This window comes from bacterium, assembly GCA_028820935.1.
GTDB lineage: Bacteria > Actinomycetota > Acidimicrobiia > Spongiisociales > Spongiisociaceae > Spongiisocius.
The window spans coordinates 1-12,672 of sequence record JAPPHZ010000032.1 but is presented as its reverse complement, the minus strand read 5'-3'; the positions used below and the strand labels follow the sequence as shown (position 1 = coordinate 12,672).

Here is a 12,672-nt window from a genome sequence, read left to right as displayed (position 1 = left end):
CCGCTCCACCGGTGGGCGAGAGAGGACTCGAACCTCCACGAGCGCAATGCCCACTGGGTCCTGAACCCAGCGCGTCTACCAATTCCGCCACTCGCCCGGCGTGCCGGACAGTTTACCCCGGCAGATGTACGTAACTCGCCGGAGACGCCGGGGAGCGACCGGCATCGGATGGACCCCGTTGCCGCGGGCACCTTCATAGGCTGTGCACGGATCCGGCTCGGAGGCGACGCTGAAGCGCTATACCAATCTGGCCCTGGCCACTCTCCTGATAGGAGCGATCGCCTCGGGGCTCTTTGCGCAGGGATTCGGCACGGAGTGGTCCCGGGTCGCGACGATTGCCCACGGCGTGCTCGGGTTGTCCTTCCTGCTGCTGGTGCCATGGAAGTCGGGGATCGCTCGATCCGGGTTCCGGAGGCGTCGCAAGGGAGCGATCTGGTCGGTGGCCCTGGTGGTGACGGTGGTGATCACCATCGGTTCCGGCCTGCTCCAGGTGATGGGCACGACCTCGCGGATCGGCCCGCTCGCCACCATGCAGCTCCACATAGGAGCGGCCGTTCTCTCGGTGCTGCTGGTGGGTTGGCACTACGTCCGGCATCCCGTCCGGCCGCGCACCACGGACCTGAGCCGGCGGAACCTGCTGAGAACCGGCGGCCTGGCCGCAGGTGCCGGGATAGCGCTGGCCGGATGGGAGAGCACCCTGGGCGTTCTCGACCTGCCGGGTTCCGAGAGGAGGTTCACCGGGTCGCACGAGCGGGGTAGCGGGAACCCGGCCCGGATGCCCGTGACGCAGTGGTTCACCGACAAGGTGCAGCGGCTCGACCGGCTGCAGGCCGACGTGGGCGGCCGGGTGTTGGGACCGGACGACCTGAGTTCCCTACCGATGGAGACGGTGGAAGCTACCCTCGACTGCACCGGCGGATGGCATTCGACCCAGCAGTGGACGGGCGTCCGGCTGGATCGGCTTCTCGGAGAGGTGGACGGGGTGAGCATCCGCGTGCGTTCGGTCACCGGATACGAGCGCCGCTTTCCGGCCAGGGACGCGGACAGCATCTGGCTGGCGTTCGAGGTGGGCGGCCAACCCCTGAGCGCGGGCCACGGCTACCCGGCCCGGATCGTGGCCCCGGACCGGCGCGGCTTCTGGTGGGTCAAATGGGTGGACTCGGTGACGGTTTCCGATGTTCCGGCCTGGTTCCAACCTCCGTTCCCGCTCACCTGACCCGATGACGAAGCCGGGATCGTGACCAGCCCGTATCGGCTGCCGGACCGCTTCGGCCGGCGGCGCCGCAGGATCTGGTGGTGGATGGCGCTGATACTCCTGATCCTCATCGGGGGAGCGGTCCTGGTCAATAGCCGGGGCGTGGTAGTCCGCCAAGAGACCGCCTTCTTCGACAGTGCCCGGATCGCCACCCAGGAGGTGGAGCAGATAGCGGCTGGCTTCCGGCGCCTGGTGAGCACCGAGCTGCGGACCATCAACCGGGACGACTTCGACGTGCTGATGGACCGGCTCTCCGGGGAGATGGCGAACCAGGCGGAGAGGTTCCAGACGGTGGAGGCGCCCGAGTCGGTCTTCGCGGCCCGGGAGATGCTCGACCTGGCGTTCGCCTCGTGGGCGGCGGGCCTGGTCGAGTTCCGGGTGGCCGTCACCGCGGTCACCGATGACCCCACCGGTTCGGTGCCGGTGGACCAGCTGGGCGGCGCCATAGGCCGGATCCGGGTAGGAGATCTCGTGTACGCCCGGTTCCTGGCTCGGGCGGCCGGCATGCTGGACGAGCTGGGCGTGGTCAACGAGATCCCGGCCGTCTCCTTCATCGTCGATCAGAGGCCGCTGCTGAACGGGGAGAGGCTGGCGCGGACGATCCGGAGCAGCACCGACATGGGGGTGCGCCGGGACGTGACCATCCTCCAGGTGGTGTTCGAGCCGCTACCGGCCGGCGGATTGGGGGAGGACGGGGAGATCCTGTTCCCGGCCACCGAACGCCTGCAGTTCAGCACGGTGATCGGCAACAGGGGCAACGTGGACCAGAAGGGGCTGATCGTCAACGCCAGTATTCGCTCGGAGGCCGGGGAGTCGCTGACCACCGTCGACAGCCACGCGCTGGACCTGGCGCCCGGAGAGGTCGGGTCGGTGCTGTTCGGGACCGAGTTGGTGGAGCCGGGCGCCGAGTACCTGCTGACCTTCAAACTGACTGTGGTCGAGGACGATCTCAACCCCGCGGACAACGTGTGGGAGTCGCGCATCCGGATCAATCCGCTCGGATAGTCGACCGGTTCGGGCCGGGGCCGCGTCCCCGGTCTCAGTCGGCAGGCGGTAGTCAATGGTCAGCGGTCATATAGTCCAACATATATTTAAAACTACTAACTACCAACTAGCAACTAGCAACTACCAACTAGGTTCGGGATATCATCACGGGATGATCGACATAACGCTGCTGCGCGAGCAGCCGGACGCCCTCAAGGCATCTCTCGCCCGCCGCGGCCTGGATCTGGATGTCGACCTGATGGCGCAGATCGACCAGGACCGGCGGATGACCCGAGCGAAGGCCGAGTCGATGCGGGCCGAGCAGAAGCGCCTCAGCCGCGGCATCCCCCGACTGGAGGGCGAGGCCAGGCAAGAGGCCATCGCCAAGGCCGGTGAGTTGGCGGCGAAGTACCGCGCCACCCTGGCCGAGGCCGATGACCTGGACGAGCAATTCAGGGCGCTCTGGATCAGGGTTCCCAACCCCGCCCATCCGTCGGCCGCGGACGGGTTGGTCGAGGAGGACGCGGTCGAGATCAAGCGGTGGGGGACGGCTCCGAACTTCGACTTCCCTGTCAGGGACCACCGGGAGCTTGGCGCAGCGTTGGGGATGATCGACATCGAGCGGGCCGCCAAGGTGTCCGGCAGCCGCTTCGGGTACCTGACCGGGCCGGCGGTGATACTCGAGTTCGCGCTGGTGCGGATGGCGCTCGAGTTGCTGGGCGGCAAGGGATTCACCCCGGTGGTCCCGCCGGTGCTGGTCCGCGAGGAGGCGCTTTTCGGTACCGGGTTCTTCCCGGATGACGACCAGCAGGTCTACGAAGTGGGTGTGGATGCCGGCGACGGACTGCGCTCCGACAACCTCTACCTGGTCGGTACCTCCGAGGTGTCCCTGGCCGCCTATCACGCCGGCGAGGTGCTCGACGAGGACACCCTGCCGCTCCGTTACGCCGGCTTCTCCAGCTGCTTCCGCCGGGAGGCGGGGGCGCACGGCAAGGACACGGCGGGCATCTTCCGGGTACACCAGTTCGACAAGGTGGAGATGTTCTCGTTCTGCCATCCGGAGCGCTCCTGGGACGAGCACGAGATGTTGCTGGGCATCGAGGAGGAGATCGTCCAGAGCCTCGAGATCCCCTACCGGGTGGTGAACGTGGCGGCTGGAGACCTTGGTTCATCGGCCGCCAAGAAGTACGACATCGAGGCCTGGATCCCCTCCCAGGGGCGCTACCGCGAGATCACGTCCTGCTCCAACACGACCGACTTCCAGAGCCGGAGGATGCGGATCCGGTACCGGACCGATCGCGGTAACCGGTTGGTGCATACGCTGAACGGGACGGCGGTGGCCGTGGGCCGGCTGCTGATCGCCCTGATGGAGAACCACCAGCAGGCGGACGGCTCTGTGACGGTGCCGGACTCCCTACGTGCATACGCCGGATTCGACCGCATCGGCTGAGCCTCCGGGCGCGCCGGTGGAGCGGCCGACGGATGCGATCTTCGCCAGGATCGCCCGCCGCTACGACCTGATCAACCGGCTGCTGGCCGTAGGGCGGGACCAGGCCTGGCGCCGGTCGGTGATCGAGCGCCTGCCCCGGGGAAGGCTGCTGGATCTCGGCGCCGGCACCGGGGCGGCCGTGCGCCTGTTCGGCAGCCGGCAGGTGGTGGCGCTCGATCCGGTATCGCAGATGCTGGACCTCAACCCCACCGCGGCACGGGTGATGGGCAAGGGGGAAAGCCTGCCGTTCCGGGACGGCTCCTTCGATGCGGTGTTCTCGGCGTTCGTCTTCCGGAACCTGGACTCGGTGGAGACCACCCTGGGCGAGATCGCCCGAGTGCTCCGTCCGGGCGGATCGGCCGGGGTGGTGGGCCTCACCCGGCCCAAGGGAAAGATGGCCGCGTCAATTCATCGGGCCGGCACGGCCATCGTGGTCCCGCTGGCCGGTGCCCTGATCGATGCCGTCGACGAGTACCGGTACCTCCACCACTCGCTGGACAAGCTCCCCCCGCCCGAGCAACTCTTCGCCGACACGCCGCTCCAGGTCGACCGGATGTGGCGGATGGGCCCCCTCGGCAACGTCTACGGCGTAATCCTCACCAAGTAGCCCCGCCTCACGCACAATGCGCTTGCGGGCACGACCGGCCCGCCTATCGCCAGTTGCCGTTAACTCCGGGCGCTATGTCGAGATCCGCGGGGCGTACTTACGGTGAGCGGCTTGCTTGGAAACACCGAGCATCGCCCCGATCTCTGACCAACTGCGATGAGCACGCCTGGCCGAGCGGATTGCTGCGGTCAGATCTTCGTTCACCTCGGCGCGACGCTTGGCAAGCGCGGCGATCTCCCGCAGCGTCTCGGTGTCGGCCTGCCTGAGTTCTGATGCGTCAACACGATCAGCCCACTTTTCCAGCGCCTTTGCCTGTTCGGCCCTTGTCCTGCTCATTCGATCCACCAACCCTTCAAGAACTTTCTGCGAGCGCTCATGGCGTGGATGATCGCTGTCCCTGCGTCATCCGCGACGACGCCGACCTCCAACGGTTCTGCCGTGGTAGAAGGACCTATGAACATCGTCACCGCAGGGTCGTCGGTTTCGTATGCTCGCCAGTGAATGTTCGTAGTGCATGCAACATTTCCTCATCCGGGACACCGTGCTTGCGGGCGCTCGCTTCGATGTCCACGGTGCCAATCCTATCCGGATACCGCCTTGTCGTCAATATATGTTGACAGCCGTTCGCGCCGACGGCTGAGAGCCTTGGCACCTATCAAGAAGAGGGGACTCCGACGTCATTGCAGCCGCACCATGATGCGCCGAAGGTTGCGGAGGGAGTGGGATTCGAACCCACGAGGCGCGGTATGCGCCAACACGCTTTCCAGGCGTGCGCACTAGGCCAGACTATGCGATCCCTCCCGGGCCGACTGATTCTAGAGGTCGGCGTGTCGAGGACATGACGGCCAGGGCTAGACTCGCCGGACGCCGTGCTACGCGGGACGCTAGGGGTGTCCTGTAGCCCGAAACCCTCTACACGCGGGGCGGAATGCCCGTCGAAGGGTGTTGAGATGGCGAGGCTGCCGGTCGGCACGTGGTGTCGAAAGTCGGGTCCTACGCAGCGGAACCTTCGTGAACCGGGTCAGGTCCGGGAGGAAGCAGCCCTAAGCGGGTGGTTCCGGGTGCCGTGGGGGTGCCGGGCTGGAGCCGGCGACCGGTCGGGGCCTCGGGATCCGCATTCGACGGCGGGCTGCACGGCTCTTTGTCCTTCGCGTGCCTTCGACGGGGTTGGTGTATGTCTTCCTGGATTACTTGGATGGAGGCGGCTCTGGCCGAGGCCGCTCGGGCCCCTGCCCACGGTGACGTACCGGTGGGTGCGGTGCTGGTGGACCCGGATGGGCAGCCGGCGGCAGCGGACCACAACCGTCGCGAGGAACTTCAGGATCCCACCGCCCACGCCGAAGTGCTGGTGCTTTCGGCCGCGGCCCGCAGAGCCGGGAGGTGGCGGCTGGACGGGCACACGCTGGTGGTCACGCTCGAGCCCTGCGCCATGTGTGCCGGGGCTGCAGTCGCGGCCCGGCTGGAGCGGATCGTCTACGGAGCCGCCGACCTCAAGGCGGGAGCGGCCTGGAGCCTCTACAACATCCCCCAGGACCGGCGGTTGAACCACCGGATGGATCTGGTGGCAGGCGTCCTGGAGGAGGAGTGCGCCTCCATCCTGGCCGGCTTCTTCGAACAGCTACGGTCGCGGTCCCCGGATGCCGCGGGCGGAGACGACGAACATCCGGCTCCGGATCAGGCCAGGCCGGGCTAGGGAGCAACGTCGGTCGGCGGGTACAATCCGAGGCCCTCCGGAGGGGTCGCATAGTCTGGCCTAGTGCGCGGCACTCGAAATGCCGTAGGGGGTTACTCCCCCTCGTGGGTTCGAATCCCACCCCCTCCGCCTAACGGCGCCACCGCCAATTGCTTAACCCCGGGGGTGGCCGAAGCCACCAGACCGGGGTTTTCGCTGCACACGATACCAAACAGCCAAGACGGCTCGCACAAGTCGTGCAAGGGCCTACTCATCTCTACTCTAACGATTTTAGAGTAGATGAATGTCTACGCTGGCGATAGATAATGTCTACGCTGGCGATAGATAATGTCTACGCTGGCGATAGATCAGGCATTGCCACAGGCGCCGGCGGGGCTACGTAGCGACCTGCATAGCGGGCGCTCCATTTGCCCTCAGGGCTAGGGGCGTCGAGCATTCACGGGTGTTCCAAGGGCGCTTGGAATCGGGAACTCCAGAGAACGAGTCTCAGGGCGATATCCGACTCAGGCGCAGATCGGCAGGCGGGCGTTGGCGTTCCACCTGGTGTTGAACTGCCACGGGACCTCCCCGCTGACGATGCGGTCCCGGGCCTGCCACCACAGGTTCGCCCACTCGCCGGGGTCGGTTAGGGCTTGTTCGGGGTGAGCTTGGCTACGGGCGATGAAGCCGGGGAAGACCGCCCGGCCGGTGGGTTGGCCGATCGGCTGGTAGCGGAGGTCGAAGCTCCAGCGAATGTCCTCGCTGTGGTTCTCCAGCGAGGCGTGCTCGGTCAGCTTGTGGAGCAGCACCACCCCTCCCGCTCCCACCTCCAGGGGGACCACCCGGTCCCGGTCGATGATCGCCTCGGGAATGTATGTGGTGGCGGAGGCGGCCGTTCCGGGGCAGTGCATGGTCAGCTCCTCCCGGTGGCTGCCGCGCTCCACGATCAGGCACCCGTTCTCGACGGTGGCGTCGGTGACGGCCACCCAGACGGTGAGCATGTCGGTGTCGTCGGCCTCGGGGTTGATCACCCCGTTGTCCTGGTGCCACGTCGTGGCGGCGATGTTGGAGTCGGTGACGGCGTCGGGCAAATAGCGGGCGGGCGGTTTGATCCGGGTGTGCTGGACCGGGTTGGAGTAGATCTCGGGTCCGATGACCGACTCCGCGATGTCGAGCAGGTGCCGGTTGGTGAGGAGGCCGAACACCGCCGGTCCGGTGTTCATGGTGTGGCTGTGGTCGAGATCCTTGACCATCGGTAGGCAGATGTCGAGGTGCTGGTAGAGCGTGTACATGTCGTCGATGTGGCGAATCGCCTCGATGTAGCGCTCGGAGAAGTTCGTTCCCCTCGGCGGCGGGATCCGTCCCTGGGACACGAGGCCGGCGGTCACCCGGTCGAGTATCTCCCGGTACTCCTGCTCGATCGCCGCCAAGTCCGCCTCGCCGAGGACGCCCTCGACCACGAGGTACCCGTCTTGGTCGAACTGCTCGAGTTGCTCGACCGTGAGGCCCGACACCCGTCACCTCCGCGCGCAGTGTTGAACTGCCAGGCTATACACCCCGCGGGCCGGGCGGGCGGGAATTCAGGCCCGGTCGGCTAGCCGAACCTGGTCGGACCGGCTCGCTCGGGGGATATCCGGATGAGGACGCGGCGCTCCTCGCGCATGGCGGCGCGGTATTCGTCCCAGTCGGGGTGCTCGCCCGAGAGCCGCCGGTAGTAGTCGATCAGGGCATCCATCGCCTCGGGCAGGCTGACGATCTCGGCCATCCCGTCGACCTGAACCCACTCACCGTAGAAGCCATCGGTGAACATGCACACCGAAGCCCTCGGATCCCGTCTCAGGTTCTTCACCTTGTAGGCGGTTTCCCGGCTCGATACGGCCACATGGCCGCCGGAGTCGACTCCGGCCACGATCGGTGACATCTGCGGTCCGCCGTCCGACCGATAGGTGAGCAGGATGCCGCGGTGGTTCGCGGCGACGAATTCAAGTGCCTGGTCGATGTCCATACGCCCCGCGACACTACCTTCCGCCGGGGGTTAGTGATCGCCGCTCGGATGTCGACAGCGCAGAACGAGCCATGCGTCAGAAGGCGGGCCGAGGAACCTACGATATGGCACGGAGGGATGGCCGAGCGGACGAAGGCGTCGGTCTTGAAAACCGATGGGCCCGGCGACGGGTCTCGTGGGTTCGAATCCCACTCCCTCCGCCTAGATTGTTGTATTATACCTGGTAGATAGCTACTTATGTATTTTGGTTATCACTTTGCGTGTACTCGGATGTTGCTGTGTGGGCGAAGTTGTGTTCTAGCTGGTCCGCTGGGGGTATCCACCAGTGTGGTTCGCCGTCGTCTGGGGTCTCCGGCTGCCCGTTGGCTCGTCAGGTCACGGCCAGCTGGGTTCCCCGACTCGACTATTCGGCGACCAACGGCTATCGGCCACTCCTTCTACCAAGACGTGAGACCCGCCTCGACACCTTGGTCGACAGCCGTCGCCGCACCTATAGATGGTCTGGTCGACGCACCGAGATCAGAGGACAGAGACGCCACCGACCTGACAGCAGCCAACGAATCCATAAACCTCGCGACTGAACTCGGGCGGACACTTCGATGCGGCATGAGGCATGCGCACATCAGCAGCCCCCGGTCTTTGGCAGGACCTCAAGCGAACACACCAACTCATGGTCAGCACCGTTGTTGACGATCATCGAGAATCGCTCATACTCGGGCCGGTGGTGGTTCACAGCCGGGGTTAGAGGCTGAGGGTGCTGCGCAGCACCCTCACCAAGGGCATGGAGAGCCGGCGCGTCGATCCGGCCGAGCCGGTCTACGAGCCGGCCGGTTGACACTGCCCGCACCTGCTCCACCTGAAACGCCGTGTCGGTGACCAGACCGCTGCCGCGGTCGGGTGAGACCACCACATGCAGCGGGATCCCGCGGACCGTGGACGTTCCGGGAACCACTATCACCATCCTTAGGTTCGGATGGTGGAGGCGGTCATCGGACACGACAAGCGCCGGGCGACGGAATGCCTGTTCCGGACCCCGAGGGTCGCCGCCGAAATCGACGAGCCACACCTCGCCGCGGTGCGGGCGAACCTCACCGGCCATCAAGGCCGTCCGCGGCCGCCGCCTCCAGCCTGCGGCTCTCTTCCCGGTACGAAACCGCGTCAGCTTCAGCGAGGCCGTCGAGCGCGCCGCGAACCGACAGCCACCATTCGTCTCGGCCGAGCCGCTGCACCGCGTCGGTCACGACATCGACCATCGTCGTGCCCCGATGCTCGGCCAAACGGGATATCTGGTCCCTCAACTCGGTCGAAATCCGCAAAGTAGTCGTCCTGGATGTCGTCTGCGAAAGCGCCATCCAAGTAGCCTACACGCCTCAGGACGCGCTATACCCCCAAACCCTCTACAAGCGCCGCCGTAGATTAGCTCGGTGGGTGGGTGAGGTGGGCCACGGTCATTACCGAACCTTCAGGGCCGGTTGTCGTTGCGAAGCGTGCGTTGCTGCTGGTGCTAGTAGACCTATTGCTCATGGCACCACTGCGGCATACTACGGGGACGGGTGCCGTTGTGACCTCTGCCGTGCTGCCTATAGAGAATACTATTTGGCTCACCGATCAAGTACGAAACCCTACAGGCCACGCGGCGATCTGACGCGGGAAGGAGGGCCGTAATCGACCCGCAATCGAAGGAACCAAGCGTAGAAGGCCCCTCCGCCGCCGAGATTGGCGAAGGATCTGGCTCGGTCTATGTTCGCCCAAGCACACCGACGGATAGCCCGACGATCAACCACACAGAACCTAGATGCGAAGCGTAAGCCCGCGCTGTAGCCGTTCTAGTCGAGTGGCGATACTGCGGAGCGTCCGTTCTGCTTCGTCGGTTAGGTAAACGTCGGATCCGTGTTCCTCTTCGGCCCGTAGGAGAACGTCGGCTCGAAGTTGCCGGTAGATAGATTGCCGGTTGGTGGTGAGCGCACGCCGCCGCGGTCTGATAGCCACGAGTGCACTTCCCTTCTCAGAGGATTAGACGAGAGCCCCGTTCCCGCCGGGTTCTGACGCGTGCGGGGCTACAGAGTAGCCGGTCTCGGCCCGCAGACCTGGGGGTCAGAGGTCAGTTCTTAGTAGCGAAGCCACTTGCCTTCCATGCCATTGGCGAGTGCGGTCATCTGGTCGAGGGGGTCGAAGTGGCGGGCGGCGAGCTCGGTGACGTAGCGGCGAAGGTGCTTGTAGCTCATCTTGTGGTAGTGCCGTAGTAGCCGCGCTTCAGGGCCGACCAGAAGCTCTCCATTCCGTTGGTGTGAACCTCGCCGCGCACGTATTCGCCGACCGAGTGTTCGACGGCCTCGTGGCCGAGGCCCCGGTACGCTTCCGCTCCGTCCGTGTAGACGATCGATCCGGCGGTTATGTGGTTGTGGATGAAGCCGTGGAGGGTGGGCCTGTCGGTAACGTTCACCACTCGGGCGGTCACCTTACCGTCCCGTGACCGAGCGCCCACCACTGCGGCCTTACCGACCGTGCCATGTCCGGCCCTGAGCTTGTTGGGCTCGTGCTTGTTGCGCTCCTTGCCGCCGATGTAGGTCTCGTCCACTTCCACAGTGCCGTCCAGCACGAGGCCTGCGGCGTTGATGGCGATCGCCTCGCGGATGCGGCGACCCGTGAAGGAGGTCTGGTGCCACATCGATACCCGCCCGAGTTCCGCCGAAGGATTCTGGACTTGTTGGCTGCTGGAAGGTCGGTGGCGTCTCTGTGTGCTGATCTAGGTGTGTCAGATCAGACGGATCTATAACTGGTGTCGTTAGGACGCCTGTTGACTGAGGCCTTGCAGCCTGGCCTGAGTTCTTCGGAGAAGGAGGAACTGCGGAGGCTGCACGTCGGCGGATCGCCGAGTTGGAGACGGAGTTGGTCGGCACCAACCTGGTGGGGAACGCGGGAGGGGCAGGTTACCATCCGGGGCCGGGGTACCCGGGCTAGCCCGTTAGTCGATTATCCGGCGCTGGGCTTCCCCTGAGGTATCCGGCCCCGGCCCACCTGGTGGGTGAGAAGAAACCGAGGCTGCGCGGTTTCGTGGGTTTGGGTGTTCTGGCGCCGGTGTCGGGGTCATGTTACAAGTAGTCCGCGGGCGGCGTAGTTGTCGTAGTTGAGCTCTATGTCAAGTTGGGGGCTGTGGGAGGTGTGGATAAGTGTTGGAGGTGGGTCCATATCCGGTCGGAGATGCGGCGTTTGAGGATGCGGATGGCTTCTGTTTTGGTTTTGCCTCGGGCCTGGAGCCGTTCGTAGTAGAGGCGGCCTTCGGTTCCTGGTCGCCGTATCTGGGTTATGGCCGCGATGTGGATGGTCCGGTTCAGCCGGCGGTTTCCTCCCCGGTTGAGCCGGTGGCGGACTACCCGCCCGGACGAGGCTTGGAGGGGGGCGGTGCCGTTCGCCATGGCGAATCGGGCCTTGGTCGGATATCGTGTGGGGTCACCGACCTGGGCCAGTATTTCAGCAGCGCTCTGTGTTCCTATCCCGTAGATGTCGGTGAGGACGGCGCCTCCCGCCGCGTGGAGCAGCTGGCCAATCTGGTCATCGAGTTCGGCGATGTGTTTTAGCAGCCTCTGGGTGGTGCGTACCCGCCGCCGTGCTATGTCAGCCCGTACGCTGCGGTCGGCCGAAACCAGGCGCACGACCCGGCTGAGAGCGCTGGGCCGCGTCAGACGACCTCGGATCTTCTGTTTGTAGCCGGGCCGGATCTGGGTCAGGTCAGCATGGAGGCGGTTGGCTTCGCGGTTGAGCGCCAAGACCTGTTCATGGCGGTATAGGACCAGGCTGCGCAGGTCTTCGATCACACCATTAGGTCTCGGTCGGGGGAGGTCATCCTCTCTCGCTCCGACCCTCGCTATCAGCACAGCATCCCCTGGGTCGGACTTGTGACGGCTGCGCTGTCCCCTGCGGGCCCGGGCCGTCATCTGGGGTGGAACGTCCACAACCTCGATGTCGGCGCCGACCAGTACCAGAGCCAGCGGCCGCCCGTAGCCACCGGAACCCTCCACAGCTACCCGTCCGGCACCGAGTCGGCAAACCCAACCCAGCGCCTGGGCGTGACCGGCCGCCGTGTTGGCGAAGCTCCGGTAATCCAGGGGGCGGCCTACCTCGTCGATGGCGCAACCCGCCAGAGTGTCCTTATGCGAGTCGATCCCTACAACCACCATGATCCTTCTATCCTCTCCTACAGAGCTGGTATCGACCAGTAGGTCGGCTCGGTGCTGCGCAACCATGCGTTGGGGAAGAACCATGGGTGGCCTCTCCAGGCTCCTATAAAGCGACACACACCAAGCCGCAAGTCCCGGTGGGGAGGCAATCAACTAAGAAGCCACCAGCCGCCAAAACGGCAAGGGCAAGGTGAGCGGAGCCATCCCCACCAGGGACCTACCACCCGCATCTAAACACGCATGGTGAACCCGTGAGCGACGCGTCGTAGCACCTGGAGGAGGTTGTTGATGCCCTCGAGTGGTCCGTTGGTCGCTCGTCGGCTGGGGTGGTAGGCCAAGATTTCTTGGCCCCAGGCGATGATCTTGTCCACCACGTCGTGGTATTCGGGGATTTGGCCGGTGTCGTATAGGTCGGCGAACCGTGCGAGTGAACCGTTCCGGGTTTTTCGGAGGCTCTGATGGATACCCAGTTTCGTGGAGTC

13 protein-coding genes, 4 tRNA genes and 1 other RNA gene are annotated in these 12,672 nt (G+C 65.3%); 8 read left to right on the top strand and 10 right to left on the bottom strand.

Annotation, left to right across the window (positions count from 1 at the left end):
- Positions 1-12 precede the first annotated feature (12 nt).
- Positions 13-97 (bottom strand) — tRNA-Leu (locus OXM57_09240).
- A 105-nt stretch (positions 98-202) separates the two neighbouring features.
- On the opposite strand from OXM57_09240, the gene OXM57_09235 reads away from it, so the two are divergent.
- The 4 genes from OXM57_09235 (at position 203) to OXM57_09220 (ending at position 4,335) form a co-directional block, all read left to right on the top strand.
- Positions 203-1,216 carry a molybdopterin-dependent oxidoreductase gene (locus OXM57_09235; GenBank protein MDE0352861.1) on the top strand — a complete coding sequence of 338 codons (1,014 nt, stop codon included), beginning with the start codon at positions 203-205 and terminating at the stop codon, positions 1,214-1,216.
- 21 nt (positions 1,217-1,237) lie between these two features.
- The gene (locus tag OXM57_09230) at positions 1,238-2,260 is read left to right on the top strand and encodes a hypothetical protein (GenBank protein ID MDE0352860.1); all 1,023 of its coding nucleotides are present in this window, start codon (positions 1,238-1,240) and stop codon (positions 2,258-2,260) included.
- A 151-nt stretch (positions 2,261-2,411) separates the two neighbouring features.
- Positions 2,412-3,689 (top strand): serine--tRNA ligase, encoded by a 1,278-nt coding sequence (gene serS / locus OXM57_09225; protein ID MDE0352859.1) that lies wholly within the window; start codon positions 2,412-2,414, stop codon positions 3,687-3,689.
- Positions 3,690-3,705: 16 nt separating this feature from the next.
- Positions 3,706-4,335 carry a class I SAM-dependent methyltransferase gene (locus OXM57_09220; protein ID MDE0352858.1) on the top strand — a complete coding sequence of 210 codons (630 nt, stop codon included), beginning with the start codon at positions 3,706-3,708 and terminating at the stop codon, positions 4,333-4,335.
- 72 nt (positions 4,336-4,407) lie between these two features.
- On the opposite strand, the gene OXM57_09215 is transcribed toward OXM57_09220, so the two are convergent.
- Positions 4,408-4,671 (bottom strand): hypothetical protein, encoded by a 264-nt coding sequence (locus OXM57_09215; protein MDE0352857.1) that lies wholly within the window; start codon positions 4,669-4,671, stop codon positions 4,408-4,410.
- A 375-nt stretch (positions 4,672-5,046) separates the two neighbouring features.
- Positions 5,047-5,136, bottom strand: a tRNA-Ser gene (locus OXM57_09210).
- A 66-nt stretch (positions 5,137-5,202) separates the two neighbouring features.
- Here OXM57_09210 and ffs point away from each other — a divergent pair.
- From ffs to OXM57_09195, 3 genes are all read left to right on the top strand, one after another.
- Positions 5,203-5,472: signal recognition particle sRNA large type (gene ffs / locus OXM57_09205), an RNA gene on the top strand.
- 58 nt (positions 5,473-5,530) lie between these two features.
- Positions 5,531-6,028 (top strand): nucleoside deaminase, encoded by a 498-nt coding sequence (locus OXM57_09200; GenBank protein ID MDE0352856.1) that lies wholly within the window; start codon positions 5,531-5,533, stop codon positions 6,026-6,028.
- 39 nt (positions 6,029-6,067) lie between these two features.
- Positions 6,068-6,157: transfer RNA gene (locus OXM57_09195), tRNA-Ser, on the top strand.
- Positions 6,158-6,531: 374 nt separating this feature from the next.
- On the opposite strand, the gene OXM57_09190 is transcribed toward OXM57_09195, so the two are convergent.
- A complete protein-coding gene (locus OXM57_09190) occupies positions 6,532-7,521 on the bottom strand; it encodes a phytanoyl-CoA dioxygenase family protein (protein ID MDE0352855.1) in 990 nt (329 codons plus the stop codon).
- Positions 7,522-7,601: 80 nt separating this feature from the next.
- Positions 7,602-8,012 carry a PPOX class F420-dependent oxidoreductase gene (locus OXM57_09185; GenBank protein ID MDE0352854.1) on the bottom strand — a complete coding sequence of 137 codons (411 nt, stop codon included), beginning with the start codon at positions 8,010-8,012 and terminating at the stop codon, positions 7,602-7,604.
- Positions 8,013-8,123: 111 nt separating this feature from the next.
- Here OXM57_09185 and OXM57_09180 point away from each other — a divergent pair.
- Positions 8,124-8,212, top strand: a tRNA-Ser gene (locus tag OXM57_09180).
- 422 nt (positions 8,213-8,634) lie between these two features.
- Here OXM57_09180 and OXM57_09175 read toward each other — a convergent pair.
- The 5 genes from OXM57_09175 to OXM57_09155 form a co-directional block, all read right to left on the bottom strand.
- Positions 8,635-9,111 (bottom strand): type II toxin-antitoxin system PemK/MazF family toxin, encoded by a 477-nt coding sequence (locus tag OXM57_09175; GenBank protein ID MDE0352853.1) that lies wholly within the window; start codon positions 9,109-9,111, stop codon positions 8,635-8,637.
- Complete coding sequence (locus OXM57_09170) at positions 9,101-9,364, bottom strand: hypothetical protein (GenBank protein MDE0352852.1); 264 nt, start codon at positions 9,362-9,364, stop codon at positions 9,101-9,103. Before OXM57_09170 ends, OXM57_09175 begins: the two co-directional genes overlap by 11 nt.
- A gap of 869 nt (positions 9,365-10,233) precedes the next feature.
- The gene (locus OXM57_09165; GenBank protein ID MDE0352851.1) at positions 10,234-10,680 is read right to left on the bottom strand and encodes an IS1595 family transposase; all 447 of its coding nucleotides are present in this window, start codon (positions 10,678-10,680) and stop codon (positions 10,234-10,236) included.
- A gap of 466 nt (positions 10,681-11,146) precedes the next feature.
- Positions 11,147-12,190: an IS110 family transposase gene (locus OXM57_09160; GenBank protein ID MDE0352850.1), complete on the bottom strand. Its 1,044-nt coding sequence runs from the start codon at positions 12,188-12,190 to the stop codon at positions 11,147-11,149.
- Between the two features lie 230 nt (positions 12,191-12,420).
- The coding region (locus OXM57_09155) for a transposase (GenBank protein ID MDE0352849.1) at positions 12,421-12,672 on the bottom strand (252 nt) is incomplete at its 5' end.